General features: G+C 68.8%; 36 protein-coding genes. 35 read left to right on the top strand and 1 reads right to left on the bottom strand.

All coding sequences use genetic code 11. From position 1 onward, the window contains the following. Positions 1–73 precede the first annotated feature (73 nt). The 15 genes from fusA to rpsQ all read left to right on the top strand — a co-directional run bounded on the left by fusA (position 74) and on the right by rpsQ (position 12,854). The gene (gene fusA, locus B1H55_RS07470) at positions 74–2,209 is read left to right on the top strand and encodes an elongation factor G (RefSeq protein ID WP_077240480.1); all 2,136 of its coding nucleotides are present in this window, start codon (positions 74–76) and stop codon (positions 2,207–2,209) included. 207 nt (positions 2,210–2,416) lie between these two features. Then, positions 2,417–3,607: an elongation factor Tu gene (gene tuf / locus B1H55_RS07465; RefSeq protein WP_073451449.1), complete on the top strand. Its 1,191-nt coding sequence runs from the start codon at positions 2,417–2,419 to the stop codon at positions 3,605–3,607. Between the two features lie 199 nt (positions 3,608–3,806). Next, the gene (locus B1H55_RS07460) at positions 3,807–5,498 is read left to right on the top strand and encodes an alpha/beta hydrolase (RefSeq protein WP_073451448.1); all 1,692 of its coding nucleotides are present in this window, start codon (positions 3,807–3,809) and stop codon (positions 5,496–5,498) included. 130 nt (positions 5,499–5,628) lie between these two features. Next, positions 5,629–7,176, top strand: coding sequence for a hypothetical protein (locus tag B1H55_RS07455; RefSeq protein WP_073451447.1), 1,548 nt, complete (start codon positions 5,629–5,631; stop codon positions 7,174–7,176). Between the two features lie 405 nt (positions 7,177–7,581). Continuing rightward, complete coding sequence (gene rpsJ, locus B1H55_RS07450; RefSeq protein WP_003786051.1) at positions 7,582–7,890, top strand: 30S ribosomal protein S10; 309 nt, start codon at positions 7,582–7,584, stop codon at positions 7,888–7,890. A gap of 11 nt (positions 7,891–7,901) precedes the next feature. Next, the gene (gene rplC, locus B1H55_RS07445; protein ID WP_077240477.1) at positions 7,902–8,570 is read left to right on the top strand and encodes a 50S ribosomal protein L3; all 669 of its coding nucleotides are present in this window, start codon (positions 7,902–7,904) and stop codon (positions 8,568–8,570) included. A 4-nt stretch (positions 8,571–8,574) separates the two neighbouring features. Then, positions 8,575–9,225, top strand: a complete 651-nt coding sequence (rplD, locus tag B1H55_RS07440) for a 50S ribosomal protein L4 (protein WP_073451445.1) — start codon at positions 8,575–8,577, stop codon at positions 9,223–9,225. Continuing rightward, positions 9,222–9,527, top strand: coding sequence for a 50S ribosomal protein L23 (gene rplW, locus B1H55_RS07435; RefSeq protein WP_073451444.1), 306 nt, complete (start codon positions 9,222–9,224; stop codon positions 9,525–9,527). Before rplD ends, rplW begins: the two co-directional genes overlap by 4 nt. Positions 9,528–9,554: 27 nt before the next feature. After that, on the top strand, positions 9,555–10,391 hold the full coding sequence (gene rplB, locus B1H55_RS07430; RefSeq protein ID WP_073451443.1) for a 50S ribosomal protein L2: 837 nt from the start codon (positions 9,555–9,557) through the stop codon (positions 10,389–10,391). Between the two features lie 12 nt (positions 10,392–10,403). Continuing rightward, on the top strand, positions 10,404–10,682 hold the full coding sequence (gene rpsS, locus B1H55_RS07425; protein ID WP_009748893.1) for a 30S ribosomal protein S19: 279 nt from the start codon (positions 10,404–10,406) through the stop codon (positions 10,680–10,682). Positions 10,683–10,712: 30 nt separating this feature from the next. Then, entirely contained in the window at positions 10,713–11,090 is a 378-nt protein-coding gene (gene rplV, locus B1H55_RS07420) for a 50S ribosomal protein L22 (protein ID WP_073451442.1), read from the top strand. Further along, entirely contained in the window at positions 11,090–11,902 is an 813-nt protein-coding gene (gene rpsC / locus B1H55_RS07415) for a 30S ribosomal protein S3 (RefSeq protein WP_017177316.1), read from the top strand. The genes rplV and rpsC overlap by 1 nt, the downstream gene beginning before the upstream one ends. Before the next feature lie 3 nt (positions 11,903–11,905). Continuing rightward, a complete protein-coding gene (gene rplP / locus B1H55_RS07410; RefSeq protein WP_017177315.1) occupies positions 11,906–12,325 on the top strand; it encodes a 50S ribosomal protein L16 in 420 nt (139 codons plus the stop codon). Next, positions 12,325–12,570: a 50S ribosomal protein L29 gene (rpmC, locus tag B1H55_RS07405; RefSeq protein ID WP_017177314.1), complete on the top strand. Its 246-nt coding sequence runs from the start codon at positions 12,325–12,327 to the stop codon at positions 12,568–12,570. The genes rplP and rpmC overlap by 1 nt, the downstream gene beginning before the upstream one ends. Next, positions 12,567–12,854, top strand: a complete 288-nt coding sequence (gene rpsQ, locus B1H55_RS07400) for a 30S ribosomal protein S17 (RefSeq protein WP_017177313.1) — start codon at positions 12,567–12,569, stop codon at positions 12,852–12,854. The genes rpmC and rpsQ overlap by 4 nt, the downstream gene beginning before the upstream one ends. A 178-nt stretch (positions 12,855–13,032) precedes the next feature. Here the strand turns inward: rpsQ and B1H55_RS07395 are convergent, their stop codons facing one another. Beyond that, entirely contained in the window at positions 13,033–14,136 is a 1,104-nt protein-coding gene (locus B1H55_RS07395; protein ID WP_077240476.1) for a hypothetical protein, read from the bottom strand. 361 nt (positions 14,137–14,497) lie between these two features. Between B1H55_RS07395 and rplN the strand changes: the two genes are divergently transcribed. The 20 genes from rplN to B1H55_RS07295 all read left to right on the top strand — a co-directional run. Then, a complete protein-coding gene (gene rplN / locus B1H55_RS07390) occupies positions 14,498–14,869 on the top strand; it encodes a 50S ribosomal protein L14 (RefSeq protein ID WP_073451440.1) in 372 nt (123 codons plus the stop codon). 2 nt (positions 14,870–14,871) lie between these two features. After that, positions 14,872–15,216: a 50S ribosomal protein L24 gene (gene rplX, locus B1H55_RS07385; RefSeq protein ID WP_073451439.1), complete on the top strand. Its 345-nt coding sequence runs from the start codon at positions 14,872–14,874 to the stop codon at positions 15,214–15,216. Beyond that, complete coding sequence (gene rplE, locus B1H55_RS07380) at positions 15,216–15,773, top strand: 50S ribosomal protein L5 (RefSeq protein ID WP_073451438.1); 558 nt, start codon at positions 15,216–15,218, stop codon at positions 15,771–15,773. The genes rplX and rplE overlap by 1 nt, the downstream gene beginning before the upstream one ends. A gap of 1 nt (position 15,774) precedes the next feature. Continuing rightward, a complete protein-coding gene (locus tag B1H55_RS07375) occupies positions 15,775–15,960 on the top strand; it encodes a type Z 30S ribosomal protein S14 (protein ID WP_017177308.1) in 186 nt (61 codons plus the stop codon). Between the two features lie 58 nt (positions 15,961–16,018). Beyond that, a complete protein-coding gene (gene rpsH, locus B1H55_RS07370; RefSeq protein WP_017177307.1) occupies positions 16,019–16,417 on the top strand; it encodes a 30S ribosomal protein S8 in 399 nt (132 codons plus the stop codon). Between the two features lie 22 nt (positions 16,418–16,439). Next, positions 16,440–16,979: a 50S ribosomal protein L6 gene (gene rplF, locus B1H55_RS07365; protein WP_073451437.1), complete on the top strand. Its 540-nt coding sequence runs from the start codon at positions 16,440–16,442 to the stop codon at positions 16,977–16,979. A gap of 2 nt (positions 16,980–16,981) precedes the next feature. Next, a complete protein-coding gene (gene rplR, locus B1H55_RS07360; protein ID WP_073451591.1) occupies positions 16,982–17,356 on the top strand; it encodes a 50S ribosomal protein L18 in 375 nt (124 codons plus the stop codon). Between the two features lie 34 nt (positions 17,357–17,390). Next, on the top strand, positions 17,391–18,095 hold the full coding sequence (rpsE, locus tag B1H55_RS07355; protein ID WP_073451436.1) for a 30S ribosomal protein S5: 705 nt from the start codon (positions 17,391–17,393) through the stop codon (positions 18,093–18,095). Further along, positions 18,095–18,298, top strand: coding sequence for a 50S ribosomal protein L30 (gene rpmD / locus B1H55_RS07350; RefSeq protein ID WP_017177303.1), 204 nt, complete (start codon positions 18,095–18,097; stop codon positions 18,296–18,298). Before rpsE ends, rpmD begins: the two co-directional genes overlap by 1 nt. Position 18,299: 1 nt before the next feature. Next, on the top strand, positions 18,300–18,827 hold the full coding sequence (rplO, locus tag B1H55_RS07345; RefSeq protein ID WP_080461664.1) for a 50S ribosomal protein L15: 528 nt from the start codon (positions 18,300–18,302) through the stop codon (positions 18,825–18,827). Between the two features lie 371 nt (positions 18,828–19,198). After that, complete coding sequence (gene secY / locus B1H55_RS07340) at positions 19,199–20,488, top strand: preprotein translocase subunit SecY (RefSeq protein WP_073451434.1); 1,290 nt, start codon at positions 19,199–19,201, stop codon at positions 20,486–20,488. Continuing rightward, a complete protein-coding gene (locus B1H55_RS07335; protein ID WP_231952789.1) occupies positions 20,485–21,069 on the top strand; it encodes an adenylate kinase in 585 nt (194 codons plus the stop codon). The genes secY and B1H55_RS07335 overlap by 4 nt, the downstream gene beginning before the upstream one ends. Before the next feature lie 68 nt (positions 21,070–21,137). After that, on the top strand, positions 21,138–22,043 hold the full coding sequence (map, locus tag B1H55_RS07330) for a type I methionyl aminopeptidase (protein ID WP_077240474.1): 906 nt from the start codon (positions 21,138–21,140) through the stop codon (positions 22,041–22,043). Between the two features lie 201 nt (positions 22,044–22,244). Next, on the top strand, positions 22,245–22,466 hold the full coding sequence (infA, locus tag B1H55_RS07325) for a translation initiation factor IF-1 (protein WP_017177298.1): 222 nt from the start codon (positions 22,245–22,247) through the stop codon (positions 22,464–22,466). A 33-nt stretch (positions 22,467–22,499) separates the two neighbouring features. After that, positions 22,500–22,613 carry a 50S ribosomal protein L36 gene (gene rpmJ / locus B1H55_RS07320; RefSeq protein ID WP_005987264.1) on the top strand — a complete coding sequence of 38 codons (114 nt, stop codon included), beginning with the start codon at positions 22,500–22,502 and terminating at the stop codon, positions 22,611–22,613. Between the two features lie 175 nt (positions 22,614–22,788). Further along, on the top strand, positions 22,789–23,163 hold the full coding sequence (gene rpsM / locus B1H55_RS07315; RefSeq protein ID WP_073451431.1) for a 30S ribosomal protein S13: 375 nt from the start codon (positions 22,789–22,791) through the stop codon (positions 23,161–23,163). A gap of 67 nt (positions 23,164–23,230) precedes the next feature. Continuing rightward, a complete protein-coding gene (gene rpsK, locus B1H55_RS07310; RefSeq protein WP_017177296.1) occupies positions 23,231–23,632 on the top strand; it encodes a 30S ribosomal protein S11 in 402 nt (133 codons plus the stop codon). A 163-nt stretch (positions 23,633–23,795) separates the two neighbouring features. Beyond that, positions 23,796–24,794, top strand: a complete 999-nt coding sequence (locus tag B1H55_RS07305) for a DNA-directed RNA polymerase subunit alpha (RefSeq protein ID WP_073451430.1) — start codon at positions 23,796–23,798, stop codon at positions 24,792–24,794. 31 nt (positions 24,795–24,825) lie between these two features. Continuing rightward, the gene (rplQ, locus tag B1H55_RS07300; protein WP_077240473.1) at positions 24,826–25,569 is read left to right on the top strand and encodes a 50S ribosomal protein L17, sunset domain variant; all 744 of its coding nucleotides are present in this window, start codon (positions 24,826–24,828) and stop codon (positions 25,567–25,569) included. Between the two features lie 255 nt (positions 25,570–25,824). Continuing rightward, positions 25,825–26,896, top strand: a 1,072-nt coding sequence (locus tag B1H55_RS07295) for an Ig-like domain-containing protein (RefSeq protein ID WP_080461663.1), incomplete at its 3' end; no start/stop codon positions are given.

Below are 26,896 nucleotides of genomic sequence, written 5' to 3'. Positions count from 1 at the left end.
AGCCCGCTCGTGGGCCCCGGGCCCGCCCCGGCCGACGCGAATCCACAGATCTCTCGAACGAAGGACACCACACGTGGCACTCGACGTGCTGACCGACCTCACCAAGGTCCGCAACATCGGCATCATGGCCCATATCGATGCCGGCAAGACGACCGTGACGGAGCGCATCCTCTTCTACACGGGTATCAACTACAAGATCGGCGAGACTCACGACGGCGCCTCGACGATGGACTGGATGGAGCAGGAGCAGGAGCGCGGCATCACCATCACCTCCGCCGCCACCACCTGCTTCTGGAAGAAGAACCAGATCAACATCATCGACACCCCCGGCCACGTGGACTTCACGGTCGAGGTCGAGCGCTCCCTGCGCGTGCTCGACGGCGCCGTCGCGGTCTTCGACGGCAAGGAGGGCGTGGAGCCCCAGTCCGAGACGGTGTGGCGCCAGGCGGACAAGTACAACGTCCCTCGCGTGTGCTACATCAACAAGATGGACAAGCTGGGCGCGAACTTCGACTTCTCCGTCCAGACCATCCGGGACCGCCTCCACGCCACCCCGATCGTCATCAACTTCCCGATCGGCGCCGAGAGCGAGTTCTCCGGCCTCGTGGACGTCCTGGAGATGCGGGCCATCCGCTTCCCCGAGAAGGACGCCGATGGCAAGGACACCCGCGGCTCCGTCGTCGAGTACGAGGAGATCCCCGCCGATCTCGTGTCCAAGGCCGAGGAGCTGCGCGCCGAGCTCATCGAGACGGTCGCCGAGGCCGACGACGCCCTCATGGAGAAGTACCTGGAGGGCGAGGAGCTCAGCGTCGCCGAGCTCAAGTCCGGCATCCGCAAGCTGACCATCGCCGGCAAGGCCTTCCCGGTCCTGGCCGGTTCGGCCTTCAAGAACAAGGGCATCCAGCCGGTTCTCGACGCCGTGCTGGACTACCTCCCCTCCCCGCTGGACGTCCCGGCGGTCGAGGGCCACAAGCCCGGCAACGAGGACGAGGCCGACACCCGGCCGGCCGACGCCAAGGCCGACTTCTCCGCTCTGGCCTTCAAGGTCGCCACTCACCCCTTCTACGGCAAGCTCGTGTACGTCCGCGTCTACTCCGGCAAGGTCGCGCAGGGCGAGCAGGTGCTCAACGCCACCAAGGGCAAGAAGGAGCGCATCGGCAAGCTCTTCCAGATGCACTCCAACAAGGAGAACCCGGTGGAGGTGGCCTCCGCGGGCCACATCTACGCGTTCATCGGCCTCAAGGACGTCACCACCGGTGACACCCTCTCCTCGCAGAGCGCCCCGATCATCCTGGAGTCCATGACCTTCCCGGACCCGGTCATCCACGTGGCCATCGAGCCCAAGACCAAGGGCGACCAGGAGAAGCTGGGCGTGGCCATCCAGAAGCTGTCCGAGGAGGACCCGACCTTCACCGTCCGCCTGGACGAGGAGACCGGCCAGACCGTCATCGGCGGCATGGGCGAGCTGCACCTGGACGTCTTCGTGGACCGCATGCGCCGCGAGTTCAAGGTCGAGGCGAACGTCGGCAACCCGATGGTCGCCTACCGCGAGACTATCCGCAAGAAGGTGGACAAGGTCGAGTACACCCACAAGAAGCAGACGGGTGGCTCCGGCCAGTTCGCCAAGGTGCAGATGTCCTTCGAGCCCCTGGAGGTCGTCGAGGCCGCCGAGGGCGAGGAGAAGGTCCACTACGAGTTCGTGAACGCGGTCACCGGTGGTCGCGTTCCCCGCGAGTACATCCCCAGCGTCGACGCCGGCGTCCAGGACGCCATGCTCACCGGCGTCCTCGCCGGCTACCCGATGGTGGACATCAAGGCCACCCTCATCGACGGCGCCTACCACGAGGTCGACTCCTCCGAGATGGCCTTCAAGATCGCCGGCTCCATGGCGTTCAAGGAGGGCGCGAAGAAGGCCAGCCCGGTCATCCTCGAGCCCATCATGGCCGTCGAGGTCCGCACCCCCGAGGAGTACATGGGCGACGTCATCGGCGACCTCAACTCCCGCCGAGGCATGATCCAGTCCATGGAGGACGCCGTCGGCGTGAAGGTGGTGCGCGCCAACGTGCCGCTGAGCGAGATGTTCGGCTACGTTGGTGACCTGCGGTCCAAGACCCAGGGCCGGGCGGTCTACTCCATGACCTTCGACTCCTACGCCGAGGTCCCGCGCAACGTGCAGGAGGAGATCGTCGCCAAGGCGAAGGGCGTCTGAGCCCGCCGGCCCCGCGCGGGGCCCATGAGCCCGGGGACCGGACTGATCCGGCCCGGTCCCCGGGACTGCTCGGGCCGTTCGGCCCCGAGCCCGCATTCCAGTAAGATTTCCAACAACCATCCTGTAGTGGCTCTGGCAGGGGGACCGGCTAGCATGTGCTAGTCGAATCCCGACGAAGAGCACTACCCGAGTCCCAGGAGGACACCAGTGGCCAAGGCCAAGTTCGAGCGGACCAAGCCGCACGTCAACATCGGAACGATCGGTCACGTCGACCACGGCAAGACGACGCTGACCGCCGCGATCTCCAAGGTTCTGCACGACGAGTACCCGGAGCTCAACCCCTTCACCCCCTTCGACGAGATCGACAAGGCTCCCGAGGAGCGCCAGCGCGGTATCACGATCAACATCGCGCACGTCGAGTACGAGACCGACAAGCGCCACTACGCGCACGTCGACGCCCCCGGCCACGCCGACTACATCAAGAACATGATCACCGGCGCCGCCCAGATGGATGGCGCGATCCTCGTGGTCGCCGCCACCGACGGCCCGATGGCCCAGACCCGCGAGCACGTCCTGCTCGCCCGCCAGGTCGGCGTCCCCGCCCTCCTCGTCGCCCTCAACAAGGCCGACATGGTTGAGGACGAGGAGCTCCTCGACCTGGTCGAGATGGAGGTCCGCGAGCTGCTGTCCTCCCAGGACTACGACGGCGACAACGCCCCCGTGGTCCGCGTCTCCGCGCTCAAGGCCCTCGAGGGCGACGCCGAGTGGGCCGCCAAGATCAAGGAGCTCATGGACGAGGTCGACACCTTCATCCCGACTCCCGAGCGTGACATGGACAAGCCGTTCCTCATGCCCATCGAGGACGTCTTCACCATCACCGGTCGCGGCACCGTCGTCACCGGCCGTGTCGAGCGCGGCAAGCTGCCGATCAACTCCGAGGTCGAGATCCTCGGTATCCGCGAGGCCCAGAAGACCACGGTCACCGGTATCGAGATGTTCCACAAGCAGATGGACGAGGCCTGGGCCGGCGAGAACTGCGGTCTGCTCCTGCGCGGCACCAAGCGCGAGGACGTCGAGCGCGGTCAGGTCGTCTGCAAGCCCGGCTCCATCACCCCGCACACCCAGTTCGAGGGCCACGTCTACATCCTGACCAAGGACGAGGGCGGTCGCCACAACCCCTTCTACTCGAACTACCGTCCGCAGTTCTACTTCCGGACCACGGACGTCACCGGCGTCATCACGCTGCCCGAGGGCACCGAGATGGTCATGCCCGGCGACACCACCGAGATGAGCGTCGAGCTCATCCAGCCCATCGCCATGGAGGAGGGCCTCGGCTTCGCCATCCGTGAGGGTGGCCGCACCGTCGGCTCCGGCCGCGTCACCAAGATCCTCAAGTGACGACGCTGCGACGCCGGTAGCACGGACCGCACCGCGAACGACTGTCCCCCGGACCCGCACACGGGTCCGGGGGACAGTCGTTCGCGGCGTCGGTGAGTCTTGAGGCGGAGGCGCGTCCTCCTGAGGGACGACTTCGCGGCGACGAAAGATCATACGTCCTTCCGATAGGTGGTGCAGACGTCGGACATACGCTTCTCGCATGCCAGTCATGAACCGCGCTACGCGCACCCTCAGCATCGTCACCGCCACGGCGTGCCTGCTCCTGTCGTCCTGCACCGCCGGGACCAGTCCCTCGTCCTCATCGGCGGGGACCACCCCCTCGGTCCCGTCCTCCGCCGTCCCCGTGGACGCACCGAGCGCCCCTCCGGTCCCCGCAGGACTGGAGAGCTACTACTCGCAGAAGGTCGACTGGTCCCCGTGCGAGGACAACGCCTCCTTCGAGTGCGCCACGGTCACGGTGCCCCTGGACTACGACGACCCCTCCGGGCAGACCATCGACCTGGCCGTCAAGAAGCTGCCCTCGACCTCCGGCGGCCCCATCGGCACCCTCCTGACCAATCCCGGCGGTCCCGGCGGGAGCGGTGTGGACTACGTGTCGCAGGAGGGCGTCTTCTCCGACGCCCTCCGGTCAGCGTACGACATCATCGGATTCGATCCGCGAGGCGTCGGCCAGTCCACGCCCCTGACCTGCCTGAGCCCGCAAGAGATCAGCGACACCGTCGCCGCCGAGCTCGAGGCCTCCGGGGCCGGTGCAGCCCAGGATCCGGCGGACGCCGCGCAGACCGAGGAGCCCGGTGAGACCGCCGGTGAGGAGACGGCCGAGTCCACCGAGCAGACGGCGGCCGAGCTCGCCTCGAAGTGCGAGCAGAACTCCCCGGTGCCGGGCATCATCGACCATATGGACACCGCCTCGGTGGCGCGCGACATGGACGTCCTGCGGGCCCTGTCCGGAGACAACCGTCTGCACTACCTCGGCGTCTCCTACGGGACCTACCTGGGAGCGCGCTACGCCGAGATGTTCCCCTCCCACGTCGGTCGGATGGTGCTCGACAGCGCCCAGGACCCCTCTCGTGAGAACGCCGAGAACGTCGTCGAGCAGGCCGAGGCCATCGAGAAGAGCCTGCACACCTACGTCGAGCACTGCCAGTCCGGGGAGGACTGCCCGCTCACCGGGGACACCGAGGCCGGAGTGGCGCAGATCAAGGAGCTCATCGACAAGGCGAGCGCCAGCCCCCTGCCGGTGACGATCGGTCAGTCGGTGGACGGCGCCACGCTGACCAGGGCGCTCATCGACCTCATGTACGACAATAGCGCCTGGGACCTGCTGACCGGAGCCCTGCGGCAGGCCATCAGGGACAACGACGGCACGGGCCTGGCGGTCCTGGCCGACCCCGACCTGCTCGACCAGACGACGGATCCCCAGGAGCGGGCGGAGCAGGAGGCGGCTCAGGCCGCCAACGAGAACGCCATCAGCGCCGTCGACTGCCTCGACTACCCGGTGCGCGGGGACAGCGCCCAGTGGGAGGCCCAGGCCGAGCGGATAAAGGAGGTCGCTCCCACCCTGGGCACCGGACTGACCTTCCCCGACGCGTTCTGCCAGGGGTGGGGGCACCACGGCGACCACGAGCCCGGCCAGATCAGGGCCACGGGGGCCGCTCCGATCCTCGTCATCGGCATCACCGACGACCCGGCGACCCCCTACCAGTGGGCGCAGGCTCTCGCCTCCCAGCTCGACTCGGCCCGCCTCGTCACCGTCGAGGGCCACGGGCACGGCGCCTACGGGCGCAAGGGCGAGTGCGTGGACAACGCAGTCGACCGCTACCTGCTGCGCGGCGAGCTGCCGGACAGCGACCTGACCTGCACGGAGGAGGTCGAGCAGGTCGGGGCCTGACGGCCCCGGCGAGACCGGCCGCCGGGACGTCGGAGCCATCACGACGCCGCGTCGGCCCGTCGTCGTCGTGCGAGCCGGCTCGCACGCACCCACGCACTCCATGACACACCGCACGATGAAGGAGAAGACCATGACACGCACTGATCTCTTGTCCGCGCAGCTCACGCGGCGCACCGCCCTCGCAGCCGCGGCGACGGCCCTCCTGCTACCCCTGAGCGCCTGCGGCGCGAACGGGGACGCCGGCGCCGACGGACAGGCCCCGCCGACCCCGTCGCCCGGCACGGGGGACGGCAACCCGTTGGACGGGTTCCTGGCGGGGCCACCGGAGCTGACCGATGAGCAGTACGAGACGATGGTCGAGGGAGTGGCCGCCTGGGTCGCGCGCGCGTGGCCGCTCATGGGGACCGTATGGCCGGGGGCCGACTACACGCGCCACCGGATCGTGGCCATGAAGGTCGACGAGGAGCACCGGGCGGCACGCGCCTGGGTGATCTCCACCGAGGGCCACCGTGAGCTCACGGCCGACGAGTACGCGGACATCGAGCCGCCCACCTCCTACGGCGAGATCACCTTCGAGGACAACCCGTCCATCACCCTCAACCTCGGCCAGGCCGCGTCCGTCGGCGGCGTGAGGGCGGGTGAGCAGGAGGAGGGGCGGCAGGGCGCCGCTCCCGCGGGGTCGGCGCCGCAGGTCAGCGCCACCGGGGCGTCCCAGACGACCGCCGACCTTCGGGACCCGGCCACCTACGCCTTCGCCCTCATGACCCACGAGCTCGTTCACTTCTACTACCAGGACGAGATCGACTTCACCGCGTCGTCCAGCAGGGACACCCCCTACCCCTTCGAGGCCCGACCGCGGCTCCTACGACGCATGATGCTCCACCGCCTGCGTCAGGCGGTCATGGACGCCGACACGCGCTCGGAGCACCTGGGGCGCGCCCGCTACTGGTTCGACTCCTGGACGAGCGAGTACGCCCAGGAGGCCGCGGACATCCACACCTACGACATCGCCGAGGGCATCGCCCGGTACGTCGAGTACATGGCCCTGGCGATCGGTGCCGACCAGTCCGAGGAGGAGCTGCGGGCACGGCAGGCGCCGCTGCACGAGGGCGAGGTCCTCGACGTCTCGGTCGACTCCGAGTCCTACGCGCAGGGATTCATCACCGGTGTGCTGCTCGACTCCGTCGTGCCCGGGTGGAAGGACGGGTTCTACGCCGGTGGCTCGACCCCGGTCGAGCTCCTCCTGGAGGGCGTCACCGCGGTCGCCGACGAGGCGGACCCGGACGTCAGCAGCCAGCTGGAGGACCTGGTGGGCGAGTACGAGGCTCAGGTGGGTCCGGACGTCACCACGATCGACGAGGCGGAGGCCGACACCTCGGTCGCCTACCTGCGCTGCCTGAGGTACAGCGAGATCGGCTACGGCGGGTCGTACGTCCACGGCGACAAGGTCGTGCTCACCACGACCATCCTCGTGCTCAGCGGCGAGGGGCAGGACCTGCAGGTGCTGGGCGCCCCGTCCTTCACCGACAACGACCGCGAGGTGGTGACCATCCCCCTGGTCGGCGTCACCCACCGCTACGACAACGGCGTGCTGACCATCACCGGCGACACGATCAGCGGGACCGTGACGGCGGAGAGGAGCGAGGAGAGCGGACGGGAGGTCTTCGTCGTCCGCTAGTCCCGCCATCCCCGCGGGCCCCGGCGGCGCTCCTGACGAGGAGCGCCGCCGGGGCCCGCGCGGTCGTGGCGGCGCGGCCGGCAGGACGGGCCGCGGGCAGGGCCCGGGTCGAGCCGCGACACGCCCGGGCGCGTGGACCTGGTGGGCGGTCTCACAGCCCGTGGTCGCCTGCTCGGCTTCCAGCACGGGGCGGTGCGCTGATATCGTTACCGGGCCGGTGCGCCAGCGCGTGCCGGCCACCTCCCGGGGTCGACCCGGGAACCAGTCTGACGGAGCCGGTACCCACCGGGTTCCGTGTGTCCAGACCGGTCCCTTACCTCAACAGCGGGTGTGAACGAGCAGGTCGTGGAAGCGACACGCCCGAGCGCGTGGACCGGTCGCCGAAAGCAAGAGAGGTTAGGCGCCATGGCGGGACAGAAGATCCGCATCCGGCTCAAGTCCTACGACCACGAGGTCATCGACAGCTCGGCGCGCAAGATCGTCGACGTCGTGACCCGCGCAGGCGCGACGGTCGTGGGCCCGGTGCCGCTGCCGACCGAGAAGAACGTGTTCTGCGTCATCCGGTCGCCCCACAAGTACAAGGACAGCCGTGAGCACTTCGAGATGCGCACGCACAAGCGGCTGATCGACATCGTCGACCCGACGCCCAAGGCCGTCGACTCGCTCATGCGGCTCGACCTGCCCGCGGACGTCAACATCGAGATCAAGCTCTGAGGACCATCGCCATGACTACGCTTAACAAGCCGGCAGCCGCCGCGCCTGCCAAGGCGCTCCTCGGCACCAAGCTCGGCATGACGCAGATCTGGGACGAGAACGGAGTCCTCCGCCCCGTCACGGTCGTGCGCGTCGACACCAACGTCGTGACCCAGGTCCGCACCGTCGAGACCGACGGGTACGAGGCCGTCCAGCTCGCCTTCGGCGAGATCGACGAGCGCAAGGTCACCAAGCCCCTCGCCGGCCACTTCGCCAAGGCCGGGGTCGCCCCCCGCCGTCACGTGGCCGAACTGCGCACCTCCATCGCCTCGGAGTTCACCCCGGGCCAGGAGCTCGGCGCGGACATCTTCGAGGTCGACCAGCTGGTCGACGTCACCGGCACCTCCAAGGGCAAGGGCTTCGCGGGCGTCATGAAGCGCCACGGCTTCAAGGGCGTCTCCGCCTCCCACGGCGCGCACCGCAACCACCGCAAGCCCGGCTCCGTCGGCGCCTGCGCCACGCCCGGCCGCATCTTCAAGGGCCTGCGCATGGCCGGCCGCATGGGCCACGCCACCACCACCGTCCAGAACCTCAAGGTCCGCGGCGTCGACGTCGAGAAGGGCTACCTTCTCGTGGGCGGCGCCGTCCCGGGCCCCAAGGGACAGGTCGTCGTCGTCCGCACGGCCGTGAAGGGAGCCTGAGACCATGGCTGAGAACCAGACCCTCACCGTCGCGATCGTCGACTCCAAGGGCGCCAAGAAGGGCACCGCCGAGCTCCCCGCCGAGATCTTCGACGTCGACCTCAACATCCCGCTCATGCACCAGGTCGTCGTGGCCCAGCTGGCCGCGGCCCGCCAGGGCACCCATGCCACCAAGACCCGCGGCATGGTCCGCGGCGGCGGCAAGAAGCCCTACCGCCAGAAGGGCACCGGCCGCGCCCGCCAGGGCTCCACCCGCGCCCCCCAGTTCGCCGGCGGCGGCACCGTCCACGGCCCGCAGCCGCGCGACTACAGCCAGCGCACGCCCAAGAAGATGAAGGCCGCCGCCCTGCGCTCGGCCCTGTCGGACCGCGCCCGCAACGGCCGCGTCCACGTCATCACCGAGTTCGTCACCACTGAGAAGCCCTCCACCAAGTCGGCCCTCGGCGCGCTGCGCAACATGACGGACCGCAAGGCCCTCGTCGTCGTCACCCGCGAGGACGACCTGAGCCGCCTGAGCCTGCGCAACGCCCCCGAGGCGCATGTCCTGTGGGCCGACCAGCTCAACACCTACGACGTCCTGGTCAACGACGACGTCGTCTTCACTTCCGCTGCCCTGGACTCGTTCCTCGGCAAGGGCGAGGAGGAGTCCAAGTGAGCCTCGAGAAGTCCAAGAACCCCCGCGACATCATCATCGCGCCGGTCGTCTCCGAGAAGTCCTACACCTGCATGGACCGCGGCCAGTACACGTTCCTCGTGGCGCCCGGCTCCAACAAGACCGAGATCAAGATGGCCATCGAGTCCATCTTCAAGGTCAAGGTCGACTCGGTGAACACGGCCAACCGCAAGGGCAAGACCCGCCGCACCCGCACCGGGCTCGGCAAGTCCAAGGACACCAAGCGCGCGATCGTCACGCTGCGCGAGGGCAGCATCGACATCTTCGGCGACGTGGCGAACTGACACGGACACGGAAGGTAAAGGATCGACATGGGAATCCGTAAGTACAAGCCGACGACGCCGGGTCGCCGCGGCTCCTCCGTGGCCGACTTCGTCGAGATCACGCGCAGCGAGCCCGAGAAGTCCCTCGTTCGCCCGCTCCACAAGACCGGTGGTCGCAACAACAACGGCCGCGTCACCACCCGCCACAAGGGCGGCGGTCACAAGCGCGCCTACCGCGTGATCGACTTCCGTCGCCACGACAAGGACGGCGTGCCCGCCAAGGTCGCTCACATCGAGTACGACCCCAACCGCACCGCGCGCATCGCCCTCCTGCACTACGCCGACGGCGAGAAGCGCTACATCATCGCCCCGAACAAGCTCGGTCAGGGCGACGTCGTCGAGGCCGGTCCCAACGCGGACATCAAGCCCGGCAACAACCTGCAGCTGCGCAACATCCCCACCGGTACCGTCGTGCACGCCGTCGAGCTGCGCCCCGGTGGCGGCGCGAAGATCGCCCGCTCCGCCGGCGCCTCGGTCCAGCTCGTCGCCAAGGAGGGCAAGTACGCCACGCTGCGCATGCCCTCCGGCGAGATCCGCATGGTCGAGGTCGCCTGCCGCGCCACGGTCGGCGAGGTCGGCAATGCCGAGCAGTCCAACATCAACTGGGGCAAGGCCGGCCGCATGCGCTGGAAGGGCGTGCGCCCGACCGTCCGCGGTGTCGTCATGAACCCGGTGGACCACCCCCACGGTGGTGGTGAGGGCCGCACCTCCGGTGGCCGTCACCCCGTGTCCCCGTGGGGCAAGCCCGAGGGCCGTACCCGTCGTCCCAACAAGTCCAGCGACCGCCTCATCGTGCGTCGTCGTCGGACCGGCAAGAAGCGCTGATAGGAGCCTGATATGCCGCGCAGTCTGAAGAAGGGTCCCTTCGTCGACGACCACCTCCAGAAGAAGGTGGACGCCCAGAACGAGAAGGGCACCAAGAACGTCATCAAGACCTGGTCCCGTCGTTCGGTCATCACGCCGGACTTCCTCGGACACACTTTCGCCGTCCATGACGGTCGCAAGCACGTCCCGGTCTTCATCACCGAGTCCATGGTGGGCCACAAGCTCGGCGAGTTCGCCCCGACCCGCACCTTCCGCGGGCACGTCAAGGACGACCGCAAGTCGCGCCGCTGACGCGCGGAGAGTTGAGAGGCAAAGAGAACTATGGAAGCTAAGGCGCAGGCCAAGTACGTGCGCTGCACGCCGATGAAGGCTCGCCGCGTCGTGGACGTCGTCCGCGGCAAGCGCGCCGTCGAGGCTGTCAACGTGCTCCGTTTCGCCCCGCAGGCCGCTGCCGTGCCGGTGCGCAAGGTCATCGAGTCCGCGATCGCCAACGCCCGGTTCAAGGCCGAGGCCGCCGGCGAGCGGTTCGACGAGAACGATCTGTTCATCACCGAGGTGTTCGCCGATGAGGGCCCGACCCTCAAGCGGTTCCGCCCGCGGGCCCAGGGCCGCGCGAGCCGGATCCTCAAGCGCACCAGTCACATCACCGTCTACGTCGGCGACCGCGCCGACACCGCACGCAAGGAAGGAGCCCGGTAATGGGGCAGAAGGTCAACCCGACCGGGTTCCGCCTGGGCATCACCACGGACCACCGCTCGCGCTGGTTCGCGGACTCCACGAAGCCCGGTCAGCGCTACCGCGACTTCGTCGAGGAGGACGTCAAGATCCGCCGCCTCATGGCCGATGGCATGGAGCGGGCCGGCATCTCCAAGGTCGACATCGAGCGCACGCGCGACCGCGTCCGCGTCGACCTGCACACCGCCCGCCCGGGCATCGTCATCGGGCGCCGCGGCGCCGAGGCCGAGCGCCTGCGCGGCTCGCTGGAGAAGCTCACCGGCAAGCAGGTCCAGCTCAACATCCTCGAGGTCAAGAGCCCCGATCTGGACGCCCAGCTCGTCGCCCAGGGCATCGCCGAGCAGCTCGCCTCCCGCGTGTCCTTCCGCCGCGCGATGCGCAAGGGCATGCAGTCCGCCATCCGCGCCGGCGCCAAGGGCATCCGCGTCCAGTGCTCCGGCCGCCTCGGCGGCGCGGAGATGAGCCGCTCGGAGTTCTACCGCGAGGGCCGCGTGCCGCTGCACACCCTGCGCGCGAACATCGACTACGGCTTCTACGAGGCCAAGACCACCTTCGGCCGTCTCGGCGTCAAGGTGTGGATCTACAAGGGCGACCTCACCGAGCGTGAGTTCGCCCGCCAGCAGGCCGAGTCCGCCCCGCGCGGCCGCGGGGGTCGCTCCGGTGACCGCCGTGGTGCGCGACGCGGCGAGCGCGGCGCGCGTCAGGGCGGCGAGCAGCAGGTCGAGCAGGCGCCGGCCACCGAGAACGCTGCCGCCACGCAGGGAACGGAGGCCTGAGCCGTGCTCATCCCCCGCCGGACCAAGTTCCGCAAGCAGCACCGCCCGCACCGCTCGGGCATGTCCAAGGGCGGCAACCAGCTCGCCTTCGGTGATTTCGGCATTCAGGCCCTCGAGCCCGCCTACATCACCAATCGCCAGATCGAGGCGGCCCGTATCGCCATGACCCGTCACATCAAGCGTGGCGGCAAGGTGTGGATCAACATCTTCCCGGACCGCCCGCTGACCAAGAAGCCCGCCGAGACCCGCATGGGCTCCGGTAAGGGCGCCCCGGAGTGGTGGATCGCCAATGTGAAGCCCGGCCGCATCATGTTCGAGCTCGGAGGCGTCCCCGAGGAGCTCGCCCGTGAGGCCATGCGCCGCGCGATGCACAAGCTCCCGATGAAGACCCGTTTCGTGACTCGTGAGGGTGGTGACGTCTGATGGCTATCGGATCCCAGGGGCTGACCCCCGCCGACCTCGACGGCATGGACAACGAGCGCCTCGCCGAGGAGCTCACCAAGGCGAAGGCCGAGCTGTTCAACCTCCGGTTCGCCTCGGCGACCGGCCAGCTCGAGGACCACGGCCGCCTCAAGGCCGTGCGCCGCGACATCGCCCGCATCTACACCATCGTGCGCGAGCGTGAGCTCGGCATCCGTACCGCTCCGAGCAGCCAGGAGTCCAAGTGAGCGAGCAGACCACCAGTACTGAGGCCGCCCCCGAGCGCAACCAGCGCAAGGTCCGCCGCGGCTACGTCGTCTCCGACAAGATGGACAAGACCATCGTCGTCCTCGTCGAGGAGCGCTACAAGCACTCCCTGTACGGCAAGGTCATCCGTCGGTCCAAGAAGGTCAAGGCCCACGACGAGAACAACACGGCCGCCGTCGGCGACCTCGTCTCGATCATGGAGACCCGTCCCCTGAGCGCCACCAAGCACTGGCGCCTCGTGGAGATCATCGAGAAGGCCAAGTGACCTTCCGCTGATCACAGCATCGCGACGCCGCGGCGCCCGCCCCCATGCGGGCCGCCGCGGCGTCGTCGTACCCTCCTCCCTCCTCCCTCCCGCCCGCCCCTCTCGCCGAGACCGGTCGAAAACGTCACCGAAACCGGTCGAAGTGGCGATCGAGACCGGCCCGGCGCGCTCGCCGCTCCTAGAACCCCGGGCGCAGACCTCCGGCTTCACGCTCACGAGTGGTCAGCAGCGCCGTGATCGGAGACGCGTCCCGCGCCGACGGCGGCAGCGCGTCCCAGATGCGGCGCACCGCGGTGCGCCTGTCCCGCAGTTCCTCCGGGCCCATTCTCAGCACATCGAATCCGGCCTCGCGGATCGCCTCCTCCCGAGCCGCCCTGCGGCCCGGCTCGCCCTCGGGGTCGCTCACGAGCTTGACCTCGCCGTCGATCTCCAGGAGAAGACGGACGAGGATCCAGCCGAGATCCGCGAAGTACGTGCGGCCGTCGCCCCCGCGCACCGCGAGCTGCACCTGCGGGGGAGCGATGCCGGAGGCCAGGGAGAGCCGCCGCGCCTCGGACTCCCAGACGGACTGGCTCATCGCCGTCGCCGACAGTAGAACCGCCCGAGCGCGGCGACATCCGCGTTGACCCGCCCATTGCTCCAGGCGGGCCAGGAGTCGACGGCGCAGTTCGGCGGTCTCGGCCTCGATCCGGCGTCGCTCGTCCCAGGGATGAGCGCCGGCCCCCGCCGCCACGGCGAAGAGGGAGTCGACGACGGCGAGCGCGCGGTCGGGCTGGAGGAAGCGCGCGCAGTCGAGGATCGTGCGCTCCAGGCTGGTGACGCGAAGCCCGGCGTGATCGACGACGTCGCCGTCCTCCAGGGGCATGTGGTGGCGCACGATCGGCCTGGCGTCCAGGAGACGGCGGCGCTCAGCGGGGGAGGCGTCCCGGGAGGGGACCCTGCCGGGGTGGCGCCGGCTCGAGCAGCGCCGGAGGCCGCCGGGCTTCCAGGAGGTGACGAGATGGATCGTCTGAGCCTCGGACATCACCCTGGCCCCGTGGAGGCGCGCGGCCGCCTCCTGGCAGATGACGCCGTCGAGTCCCTCGGCGTCGCAGGCCTCGATGATCATCTCCCTCGCGCGGGAGGCCGCTCGCCAATAGGGCTCGTCCGGGTCCACGCGCATCGTGGTCCCGCGGCGTATCGGTCGGATCGCACCGGTCTCGAGGTCCCGCCTGGGGGCGGCCGGTGCCTGCGTGCCGGAGCGGGGGTGCGGACTGCGGTCGCCGGAGTCGGTGGTGTACATCCCTCAAGCGTCGCGGCCGCGGGGCGCTAATGGAACCGGGTTGAGCAATCTGTGGAAAACCAACCGGTCTCGATGGCGTTTTCGACCGGTCTCGGCGAGGGAGGGGTGGTGAGGAAGGGCACAGGGGCGAGGAGGGGGCTCTGGTATCGGGGGCCTTCAGCGCTGCACTAGGCTATGACAGTTGCGTGCGCCCTCGGCGCGCCCTTCAGAGACCCCGCGCTCCTGCGCCTGTGTCTGATGGGACCCTCGCTTCGTGGACTCCTCCTGCCCCCGGGTCGGGGGAGCAGCGCGCAAGAACACCAAGAACGTTCGGCAAGGCTCGGGGGGACCCGAGAACCGGCTCGACGAAGGAGAACACCCTATGATCCAGCAGGAGTCGCGACTGAAGGTCGCCGACAACACCGGTGCCAAGGAGATCCTGTGCATCCGTGTGCTCGGCGGCTCGGGCCGGCGCTATGCGGGCATCGGCGACACGATCGTCGCCACTGTCAAGGACGCCGTCCCGGGTGGCAGCGTCAAGAAGGGCGACGTCGTCAAGGCGGTCGTCGTCCGCACCCGCAAGGAGCGCCGTCGCCCGGACGGCTCGTACATCCGCTTCGACGAGAACGCGGCCGTCATCCTCAAGAACAATGATGGGGAGCCGCGCGGCACGCGCATCTTCGGCCCCGTCGGCCGTGAGCTTCGCGAGAAGAAGTTCATGCGCATCGTCTCTCTCGCCATGGAGGTGATCTGAATATGGCACGCATCAAGAAGGGCGACCAGGTCATCGTCATCGCGGGCAAGGACAAGGGCAAGACCGGCCGTGTCCTGGAGGTCATCAAGGCCACCGATCGCGTCGTCGTCGAGGGCGTCCAGCGCGTCACCAAGCACGTCAAGGTCGGGCAGTCCGCCCAGGGCGCCCGCACCGGGGGCATCGAGACGGTCGAGGCCCCGATCCACATCTCGAACGTGATGCCCGTGGACCCCCAGACCAAGAAGCGCACTCGCGTCGGCTTCCGCGTCGAGGAGGGCGTGCGGCCCAACGGCCGCAAGCGCACCGTTCGCGTGCGCTACGCCAAGGTGAGCGGGAAGGACCTCTGATGAGCGACAAGATCACCCCCCGTCTCAAGACCAAGTACGCCGAGGAGGTGCTTCCCGCCCTCCGCGAGGAGTTCAAGCACTCCAACGTGATGGAGATCGGCCGCATCTCCAAGATCGTCGTCAACATGGGCGTGGGCGAGGCGGCACACGACTCCAAGATGATCGAGGGCGCCGTTCGCGACCTGGCGGCCATCACCGGTCAGAAGCCCCAGATCACGAAGGCCCGCAAGTCCATCGCGCAGTTCAAGCTGCGCGAGGGCCAGCCGATCGGCGCGCACTCGACGCTGCGCGGCGACCGCATGTGGGAGTTCCTCGACCGCCTCATCTCGATCTCGCTGCCCCGGATCCGCGACTTCCGCGGAATGAGCCCCAAGCAGTTCGACGGCAACGGCAACTACACCTTCGGTCTCACGGAGCAGGCCGTGTTCCACGAGATCGACCAGGACTCGATCGACCGCGTCCGTGGCATGGACATCACCATCGTGACCACGGCCAAGACCGATGAGGAGGCCCGCTCGCTGCTCGCGCGGCTCGGCTTCCCCTTCAAGGAGAAGTGACATGGCGAAGACCGCTCTCATCCAGAAGGCGAACCGGAAGCCGAAGTTCGGTGTTCGTGCCTACACGCGCTGCCAGCGCTGCGGCCGCCCGCACTCCGTGTACCGCAAGTTCGGCCTGTGCCGTATCTGCCTGCGGGAGATGGCCCTCGGTGGCGAGCTCCCCGGCGTGAGCAAGTCCAGCTGGTAAGAACTTACGTCGCAGGTCCGCTGAGGAAACCGCGACGAGGAAGGGCCAAGGCCCACTCATGACTATGACAGACCCGATCGCAGACATGCTGACCCGTCTGCGCAATGCAAACAGCGCCTACCACGACACCGTCTCGATGCCGTCGAGCAAGCTCAAGGTCAACATCGCCGCGATGCTCAAGACCGAGGGCTACATCGCCGACTACGAGGTCACGGACGCCGAGGTCGGCAAGACGCTCACGCTGAGCCTCAAGTACGGAGCCAACCGCCAGCGCGCCATCCAGGGCCTCAAGCGGATCTCCAAGCCCGGCCTGCGCGTCTACGCGAAGTCCACGAACCTGCCCAAGGTCCTCGGCGGCCTGGGGGTGGCCATCCTGTCCACCTCCTCCGGCCTCCTGACCGACCGTCAGGCTGAGAACAAGGGCGTCGGCGGGGAAGTCCTCGCCTACGTCTGGTGAGAGAAAGGAACGGAGGAACACCATGTCTCGTATTGGACGACTCCCCGTTCCGGTTCCCGCCGGAGTGGACGTCACCATCAACGGCAACGAGGTGACGGTCAAGGGCCCCAAGGGCACCCTGAGCCGTATCATCTCCGAGCCCCTGAGCGTGACCAAGCAGGATGACGGCACGATCCTCGTGACCCGTCCCGACGACGAGCGCCGCTCGCGCTCGCTCCACGGCCTGTCCCGCACGCTCATCAACAACATGGTCATCGGTGTCACCGAGGGCTATGTCAAGAACCTCGAGATCGTCGGGACCGGTTACCGCGTCGCTGCCAAGGGCTCGGCCATCGAGCTCTTCCTCGGCTTCTCGCACACCGTCGTCGTCGAGCCCCCCGAGGGCATCACCTTCACGGTGGACGGCAACCTGAAGATCGCCGTCTCCGGCATCTCCAAGGAGCAGGTCGGCGAGGTCGCCGCGAACATCCGCAAGATCCGCCCGCCGGAGCCCTACAAGGGCAAGGGCGTGCGTTACGCCGGCGAGAACGTGCGCCGCAAGGTCGGAAAGGCTGGTAAGTGACCATGGCTTACTCGATCAAGAGGGGCAAGTCCAAGGCTATTGCCCGCAAGATCCGCCACCAGCGCGTGCGCAAGCACGTCAACGGCACGCCCGAGCGCCCGCGCCTGGTCGTCACACGCTCCAATCGCCACATGGTCGCCCAGGTCGTCGACGACACCATCGGGCACACGCTGTGCTCCGCCTCGACTCTCGAGGCGGCCTGCAAGGGCGTCGAGGGCCACAAGGTCGGCGCGGCCCACAAGGTCGGCGAGCTCGTTGCCGAGCGCGCCAAGGCCCTGGGCATCGAGGCGGTCGTCTTCGACCGCGGTGGAAACAAGTACCACGGCCGCGTCGCGGCCGTCGCTGACGGCGCCCGCGAGGGCGGCCTGGTGCTCTGAGCACTGAGACGACGAGAAAGCAAAGGAGAATCTGATGGCTGCACCGCAGCGAGACAGGTCCGCGTCGTCCGACGGCTCGGCCCGCAACGACGAGAACCGGGGCGAGAGCCGCGGCCGTCGTGACCGCAACGACCGCCGCGACCGCAACTCGGGCCGCGGCAACGACGACAAGTACATCGAGCGCGTCGTCACCATCAACCGCGTGTCCAAGGTCGTCAAGGGCGGCCGCCGCTTCACCTTCACGGCGCTGGTCGTCGTCGGCGACGGCGAGGGCACGGTCGGCGTCGGCTACGGCAAGGCGAAGGAGGTGCCCGCCGCGATCGCCAAGGCCGTGGAGTTCGCGAAGAAGAACTTCTTCCGCGTCCCGATGATCCGCCGCACCATTCCTCACCTCGTCCAGGGCGAGGACTCCGCCGGAGTCGTCCTCCTGCGCCCGGCCTCCCCCGGTACCGGCGTCATCGCCGGCGGTCCGGTGCGCGCCGTGCTGGACTGCGCCGGCATCCACGACATCCTGTCGAAGTCGCTCGGCTCCTCGAACGCGATCAACATCGTCCACGCGACGGTCGACGCGCTCAAGAGGCTCGAGCAGCCCGAGACGGTTGCCGCCCGGCGCGGCCTGCCCCTGGAGGACATTGCCCCGCAGTCCATGCTGCGGGCGCGTGCCGAGGGCGAGGCCGACAAGCGCGCCGAGGCGGAGAAGAAGGAGGCCGAGAAGGCCGCTGAAGGAGTGGAGGCGTGATGGCTGACACCAAGACCGCGAGCACGAAGCAGCTCAAGGTGACCCAGGTCCGCTCCGGCATCGGTGGTACCCACCGCCAGCGCGAGACCCTCAAGTCCCTCGGCCTGCGCAAGATCCGCCAGTCCACTGTTCGCGAGGACACCCCCACCGTTCGCGGCATGATCGCAACGGTGCACCACCTCGTGACCGTTGAGGAGGTCTGAGATGGCAGACACCAAGAAGGCCTCTGAGAAGGCCGCAGAGAACACCGCCGAGTCCGGGACGGAGAAGGTGCGCGTCGTCAAGCTGCACCACCTCCGCCCCGCCCCGGGCGCCAAGAAGGCCAAGACCCGCGTGGGTCGTGGTGAGGGCTCCAAGGGCAAGACGTCCGGTCGCGGCACCAAGGGCACGAAGGCCCGCTACCAGGTGCGCCCCGGCTTCGAGGGCGGTCAGATGCCGCTGCACATGCGCCTGCCCAAGCTCCGCGGGTTCCGCAACCCGAACCGCGTGGAGTTCCAGCCGGTCAACGTCGGCCGCATCGCCGAGCTGTTCCCCTCCGGCGGGACGGTCACCGTGGCCGACCTCGTGGCCGCCGGCGCCGTGCGCCACGGTCACCTGGTCAAGGTGCTCGGCGGCGGGGACATCTCCGTCAAGCTGACGGTCAAGGCGGATGCCTGGTCGGCCTCCGCCAAGGAGAAGATCGAGGCCGCCGGCGGCACGATCGGGCTCTCCGAGGACTGGGCAGTGAGCTGATCCGCTCCAAGCGAGCAAGACGAGGCCCCGGTGGGGGAGGATTCCGGTCCGCCCCCACCGGGGCCTCGCGGTGCCGTCGGGCCTGCGGTCGGATCCTCCGTTGGGCGCGGCACGCGGGTGAGGAGGAGCGACTGGCATGCCCGAACCGGTCTCGGTGACGTTTTCGACCGGTCTCGGCGGGAAGGGCGGGGCGGGGGCGAGGGCGATGGAGGGGCTGCGGCGTGATGTACGCCTTGCCTTCCGAAAGGGTCACGGCCTCGAAGGGGAGCCCTGCTCCGGGGTAGTGTGAGCCCGGCGCGCGCCTGCGCGTCCGCCGTCGCGCCCGCATCCGGGCCATTCGACGCCGATTCCCCGAGTCCACAGGAGACCGCGTGCTCAGCGCCTTCGTCCAGGCATTCAAGACGCCCGACCTGAGGAGGAAGCTCCTCTTCACCCTCGGCATCATGGCCCTGTTCCGCCTGGGCTCGGTCCTGCCGACGCCGGGCGTGAGCCTGCAGAACGTCCAGACCTGCGTCGGCCAGGCTGAGGACGCCAGTCTCCTGAGCCTTATCAACATCTTCTCCGGCGGCGCCCTGCTGCAGCTGAGCGTCTTCGCGCTGGGGATCATGCCCTACATCACGGCCTCCATCATCATCCAGCTCCTGCGCGTGGTCATCCCCCGCTTCGAGGAGCTCCACAAGGAGGGGCAGTCCGGCACCGCCAAGCTCACCGAGTACACCCGCTACCTGACGATCGGCCTGGGCGTCCTGCAGTCCGCCACCATCGTGGCCACGGCCGCCAACGGCCAGCTCTTCCCCACCTGCACCGTCCCCGTCATCCCGGATGACAGCCCGGTCAACCTCGCCCTCATGATCGTCACCATGACCGCCGGCACCGGCCTGATCATGTGGCTCGGCGAGCTCATCACGGACCGCGGCATCGGCAACGGCATGTCGCTGCTCATCTTCACCTCGATCGTCGCGCGCTTCCCGCAGAACCTCGGCTCGATCCTCACCGGCAGCGGCGGCGTCTCGAAGTTCGCCATCGTCATCGCCGTCATCCTCGTGGCCACGATCGCCGTCGTCTTCGTGGAGCAGGGCACCCGGCGCATCCCGGTGCAGTACGCCAAGAGGATGATCGGGAGGCGCCAGTACGGCGGGTCCACCACCTACATCCCCATCAAGATCAACACGGCGAACGTCATCCCCGTCATCTTCGCCTCCTCGATCCTGGCCATGCCCCAGCTCGTCTCCCAGTTCTCCCCGAAAAGCTCCTGGGCGGCCTGGGTGGGCCAGAACCTGCGTCAGACGGACACGATCTACCTCGCCGCCTACGGCCTGCTCATCCTCTTCTTCACCTTCTTCTACACGGCGATCACCTTCAACGCCGAGGAGATCGCGGACAACATGAAGAAGTACGGCGGCTTCATCCCCGGCATTCGCGCGGGCGAGCCCACGGTCAAGTACCTCTCCTACGTCATCAACCGGGTGACCGTCGTCGGCTCGATCTACCTCGTGGTCCTCGCACTGGTACCGACCCTCGCGGTCATCGAGCTGGGGCTGGCGGAGTCCCTGCCCTTCGGCGGCACGACTATCCTCATCATGGTGGGAGTCGGCCTCCAGACCGTCAAGGAGATCAACTCCCAGCTCCAGCAGCGACACTACGAAGGGTTCCTCTCATGAGCGCACGCATGGTCCTTCTCGGCCCTCCCGGGGCCGGCAAGGGCACCCAGGCGGCCCGCATCAGCGAGCGCCTGTCCATCCCCGCCATCTCCACCGGTGACATCTTCCGCGCCAACGTGGCCGGCGCCACCGAGCTCGGCCTCAGGGCCAAGGAGTACATGGACAAGGGCGAGTACGTCCCGGACTCCGTCACCAACGCCATGGTCGCCGACCGCATCGCCGCCGACGACGCCGCCTCCGGCTTCCTCCTCGATGGCTACCCGCGCACCGAGGCCCAGGTCCACGAGCTCGACTCCATGCTCGCCGCCAAGGGACTCGCCCTCGACATCGTCCTGGAGATCACCGCCGACGCCGAGGTCGTCGTCGAGCGGCTCCTCAAGCGCGCCACCGAGCAGAACCGCGCCGACGACACCGAGCCTGTCATCAGGCGCCGCCTCGAGGTCTACGCCGAGCAGACCGAGCCGCTGGCCGCCCTCTACGAGGCCAAGGGCCTCCTCGTGCGCGTCGATGGCATCGGCGACGTCGACGAGGTCACCGAGCGCATCATGACGGCGCTCGCCTCCGCGGGCGTCAAGGCCTGACCGAGCAGTCCTCAGTGGCGCGGGACCGGCCGGTCCCGCGCCACTGCCGTTGAGAGAGGGGGCGCGCGGTGCTGGCGCGCGAGCAGATCGAGATCAAGACCCCGGACCAGGTCCGGCTCATGCGACGGGCCGGCCTCGTCGTCGCCGATATCCACGCCGCCCTGCGAGAGGCGGTCCGCCCGGGGGTGGCGACAGCCGAGCTCGACGCCGTGTGCGCCGCCACCATCGAGGCCGTCGGGGCTCATTCGAACTTCCTGGGCTACTACGACTACCCGGCCACCGTGTGCGTCTCCGTCAATGACGAGGTCGTCCACGGCATCCCCGGGCCGCGCGTCCTGGAGGAGGGGGACCTCGTCACCTTCGACTGCGGCGCCTACATCATCGACGACGGCGAGCAGTGGCACGGCGACGCCGCCTTCACCACCGTGGTCGGCGGGGAGTACGCCTCGGCGTCCGACCGCCTCCTGGACACCACCACGCGACAGGCCCTGTGGGAGGCTGTCGCCGCCGTCGCCCGTGCCGCCGCCGGCCTGACCAGCGGGCGCGCCGCGCGGCTCAACGCCATCGGCGACGCCGTCGAGGCGACGGTGGACCGGGCCCTGGCCGGGGCCGCCGACCAGGGCATCCCCGAGGCCCGGCTCGGCATCCTCCAGGAGTACGTGGGCCACGGCATCGGCACCGCCATGCATCAGGCCCCCGACGTCCTCAACTACTCGATCAAGCGCAAGGGGCCGCGCCTGCGCCCCGGCATGGTGCTGGCCATCGAGCCGATGCTCACCTCAGGCGGCCCCGAGGTGCGCGAGCTCGACGACGGCTGGACCGTCGTCACCCAGGACGGCTCACGCGCCGCCCAGTGGGAGCACACCGTCGCGATCGTCCCCGGGGGAGTCTGGGTGCTCACGGCCCCCGACGGCGGGGCGGAGGGCCTGGCCCCCTTCGGCATCGAGCCCCGGCCGCTGCCCGAGCGCGGCTGAGCGCCGCCGGGGCGCCGATGTGTCCGGAAACACCGACCGGGAGCGCCTTCCCGCGTGGTGGCGCGGTATCGAGGTGCCGTATCGTTGGCCCTCGGTGCGCCCACCGCTGTCGACCCGTCCCTTCCGGCCGGGCCGGAGCGCGCGTGCCTGACCGGCGGCGTCGTCGCCGGAGAACTCGAGCGAGAGAACCGACGGAGGAGCATGGCTAAGAAGGACGGCGTCATCGAGGTCGAGGGATCGGTCGTCGAGGCCCTTCCGAACGCGATGTTCCGGGTGGAGTTGAGCAACGGGCACGTCGTGCTCGCGCACATCTCCGGCAAGATGCGGCAGCACTACATCCGCATCCTCCCCGAGGACCGCGTCGTCGTGGAGATGAGTCCCTACGACCTCCAGCGCGGCCGCATCGTCTATCGGTACAAGTGACAAGTCGGCCCCTCGGGCCGGCGGAGGACAATCATGAAGGTCAAGCCGAGCGTCAAGAAGATCTGTGACAACTGCAAGGTGATCCGTCGCCACGGCCGTGTCATGGTCATCTGCGAGAACCCGCGGCACAAGCAGCGCCAGGGCTGAGGCCCCGCGCACCGGCCACACGATCCGTGGCCACCATCAGCACCCACCCCAGCGATCGGCGCCGGGCCCCACGGGCCGGCGCCGCGCAACCCCCGGTTCCTGGAGGCCGGGGCCGCCCACGAGGGGCGGGGGAGGTGGGTGACGACCTCCGGGAGCACACAGGAGAACCACTACCGTGGCACGCATTTCCGGCGTCGACCTCCCCCGCGAGAAGCGGGTCGAGGTGGCGCTCACCTACATCTTCGGGATCGGCCGCACCCGCGCGGACGAGACCCTCAAGGCAACGGGCGTCAACCCCGACACCCGCGTCAAGGACCTCACCGAGGACGAGCTCGTGGCTCTGCGCAGCCACATCGACTCGAGTTACCAGGTGGAGGGCGATCTTCGCCGCGAGGTCCAGGCCGACATCCGTCGCAAGGTCGAGATCGGCTGCTACCAGGGTCTGCGCCACCGTCGTCACCTCCCGGTGCACGGCCAGCGCACCAAGACCAACGCGCGCACCCGCAAGGGCCCCAAGCGCACCGTGGCCGGCAAGAAGAAGGCCAAGTAAGCAGTTGACCCGCGGCCCGGGCGCCGACGCCCGCCGCGCAACCCGATCTTGAGAAGAAGAAGGAAGAATGCCTCCGAAGACCCGCACCGCCGTGCGCAAGCCGCGTCGTAAGGACCGGAAGAACGTCACCCACGGCAACGCCTACATCAAGTCCACCTTCAACAACACCATCGTGTCCCTCACGGACCCGGCGGGCGCCGTCATCGCCTGGGCCTCCTCCGGCCAGGTCGGCTTCAAGGGCTCCCGCAAGTCCACCCCCTACGCCGCCCAGTTGGCCGCCGAGGCCGCCGCGCGCCGCGCCCAGGAGCACGGCATGAAGAAGGTCGACGTCTTCGTCAAGGGCCCCGGCTCCGGCCGCGAGACCGCGATCCGCTCCCTCCAGGCCGCCGGCCTCGAGGTCGGCTCCATCACGGACGTCACCCCCCAGGCCCACAACGGCTGCCGCCCCCCGAAGCGCCGCCGCGTCTGATTCCAGGCGGTTCGACGGCGCCCCGCCTCGGTGATGGGCGCCGTCGAGCCGCCACGGGCCCCGCACCGGTCGGGGCCGCCGCCGCAGGGCGCTTCGAGGCCGCGCGGCGAGACCCATGGGAACGGCGTCATATAGCGGGCGCCGCGACGAAAGGAAACCGACAGTGCTCATCGCACAGCGTCCCACCCTCACGGAGGAGGTCGTCGAGGAGAACCGCCGGGCGCGGTTCATCATCGAGCCCCTCGAGCCCGGATTCGGCTACACCCTGGGCAACTCCCTGCGCCGCACCCTGCTGTCGTCCATCCCGGGCGCCGCAGTGACCAGTGTGCGCATCGACGGGGTCCCCCACGAGTTCCGCACGATCGCCGGGGTCAAGGAGGATGTCGCCCAGATCATCCTCAACATCAAGGAGATCGTCCTCTCCAGTGAGAACGACGAGCCGGTCGTCATGTACCTGCGCAAGTCCGGCCCGGGCGCCGTCACCGCCGGTGACATCACCCCGCCCGCCGGCGTCGAGATCCACAATCCCGAGCTGGTCATCGCGACCCTCAACGAGAAGGGCAAGCTGGAGATCGAGCTGACCGTGGAGCGCGGTCGCGGCTACGTCTCGGCCACCCAGAACAAGGACCCGAACGCGGAGATCTCCCGGATCCCGGTCGATTCCATCTACTCGCCGGTCAAGAAGGTCTCCTACGCCGTGGAGGCCACGCGCGTCGAGCAGCGCACCGACTTCGACCGCCTCATCGTCGACGTCGAGACGAAGGCCTCGATCACGCCCCGCGACGCGCTCGCCTCGGCGGGCAAGACCCTCGTCGAGCTCTTCGGCCTGGCCCGGGAGCTCAACGTCGAGGCCGAGGGCATCGAGGTCGGCCCCTCGCCCATGGATCAGGCCCTTCAGCAGGATCTCGCCCTCATGATCGACGAGTTGGACCTCCAGGCCCGCTCCTCCAACGCCCTCAAGCGCGAGGGCATCCACACCGTCGGCGAGCTCGTCTCGCGCAGTGAAGCGGACCTGCTCGACATCCGCAACTTCGGTGCCAAGTCGATCTCCGAGATCAAGGACAAGCTCGCCGAGCTGGGCCTGTCCCTCAAGGGCTCCCCCCTGGACTACCTCGCCGAGGACGACTACACCAACCCCACCTTCAGCGACGAGCAGGCCTGAGCACCGCCTCGTCAAACACTAGGAGACAACAATGCCTCGCCCCACCAAGGGACCCCGCCTGGGCGGCTCCGCCCAGCACGAGCGCCACCTGCTGGCCAACCTCGCCCGGCAGCTCTTCATCCACGAGTCCATCACGACGACGGAGGCCCGCGCCCGTCGGCTGCGCCCCTACGCCGAGAAGCTCATCACCAAGGGCAAGCGCGGCGACCTGCACGCCCGCCGCACCGTGATGAAGAAGATCACGGACAAGTACGCCGTGTACCGCCTCTTCGAGGAGATCGCCCCGAAGATGGAGGGCCGCGACGGCGGCTACACCCGCATCATCAAGACCGCCCCCCGCAAGGGCGACAACGCCCCCATGGCCGTCATCTCCCTCGTGCTCGAGCCGGTGGCCAAGAAGGCCGTCGTCGAGGACGCGGTCAAGACCGCCAAGTCCGCCGCGAAGAAGGCCGCGCAGGACGCCGTCGCCGAGGCCAAGGGCGACAAAGCCGCCGAGGCCCCCGCCAAGGAGGCCGAGGCCGGGTCCGCCGCGAAGACCGAGAAGACTGAGAAGGTCGCGTTCGCCGGCGCCGTCCGCCTCGACGAGGGCTCCGCCGACGCCCCCGACGATGAGCACCGCATCAAGGGCAACGAGGACTCGATGAAGTACCACGTCCCCGGCTCGCGCTGGTACGACGCCACGGTCGCCGAGGTCTGGTTCGCCACCGTGGAGGAGGCCGAGGCCGCCGGCTTCGCCCCCGCCGGTGGCGCCGCCGCGCAGAAGGTCGACGCCTGACACACAGTACTGTGATTCACGTCGCATCCTGACGGAGGGCTGGGAGCCGCGAGGCTCCCAGCCCTCCGTTATTTGGCGGAATCTCGCTGACCTGCGCTAGCACCGGACCCTGTGACAGAGATGTGATCTGCCAGTTAATCCGTGATGGAGGCGAGACATCTGCCTCTGAATCCGTTAGTTTGGGTGTGTGACCGCGCCTCGGGCGCGGTATGCCCAGATCAGCCAACACAGTCCCTTATTCGCATGAGGAGAGTCATGAGACGGTCTTCCGCTCTGGCCGCCGGCGCGCTCGTCGCCGCAGGCGCCTTCGTTCCCGCCGCCGTGAGCACACAGGCTCAGGCCGCCGATTCCGACAACATCAAGGTGACCGACGTCAAGGTCACCTCCGAGGCACGTCAGCGCCCGGTCAACGGCGTCGCCGTCGAGGCCTGGGACAAGGTGAGCCTCCAGGCCAAGTGGGAGGCCACTGCCCCCAAGGCCGGGGACTCCTTCACCGTCAAGCTCGGCGAGGGCATGGAGTGGTACGGCTCGCTCGCCTTCAACCTCCTCGACCAGGACGGCTCCGACGTCGGCAACTGCACCTTCACCGTCGGCTCGCAGGACATGACCTGCACCCTGACCTCCGGCGCCGAGAAGTGGGACAAGCTCACCGACGGCACCCTCACCGCGCAGGCCCAGATCAACAACAAGGGCATCGGCCTCAAGCAGAGCACCGTCCAGGTGGGCCCGACGACCGCGCCCATCGTGTTCGGCGACTCCGACGGCGACGGCACCTGCGACACCGGCTGCGACGGCGTGAAGCCCAACTACCCCGAGGCCAACCCCTTCAAGTCCGGCTGGTTCAACGGCATCAACGAGCAGGGCAAGTACGTCTTCATGTGGGAGGTGCGCGCCCAGAACACCGGCGGCGCCAAGAACACCCACTGGGTCGTCAAGGACCCGGGCGCCAACTACGTCGCCGACTCCGTCCTGTGCACCACCGGCTCCTGGCAGGAGGGCCAGGGCGTGGCCAACGTGAAGGTCGCCCCCGGCTGGCCCCGGGAGCAGATCGAGTTCGACGCCCCCTCCGCCGACTCGGTGTGCCGCGTCCGCTTCTACACCACGACGGAGCCCACGAAGGCCGCCCAGGCCAACACCGCCACGGTGAACGACCAGACCTATTCTCGCAACGGCATCACCGCCACCGAGGCCGGCTCCGGTAACGCGCCGGGCGGCAAGAACGCCACCCCGACGCCGACCCCCACGGCGACCACGCCGAACAACAGCAACACCCCGCCGACCGCGACCCCCTCCGCCCCGGAGACCGTGACGCCGTCGGCCACGCCGT

It is taken from the genome of Actinomyces denticolens, assembly GCF_002072185.1.
GTDB lineage: Bacteria > Actinomycetota > Actinomycetes > Actinomycetales > Actinomycetaceae > Actinomyces > Actinomyces denticolens.
The sequence above is the reverse complement of the archived record's forward strand: the minus strand, read 5'-3'. Positions and strand labels throughout refer to the sequence as shown.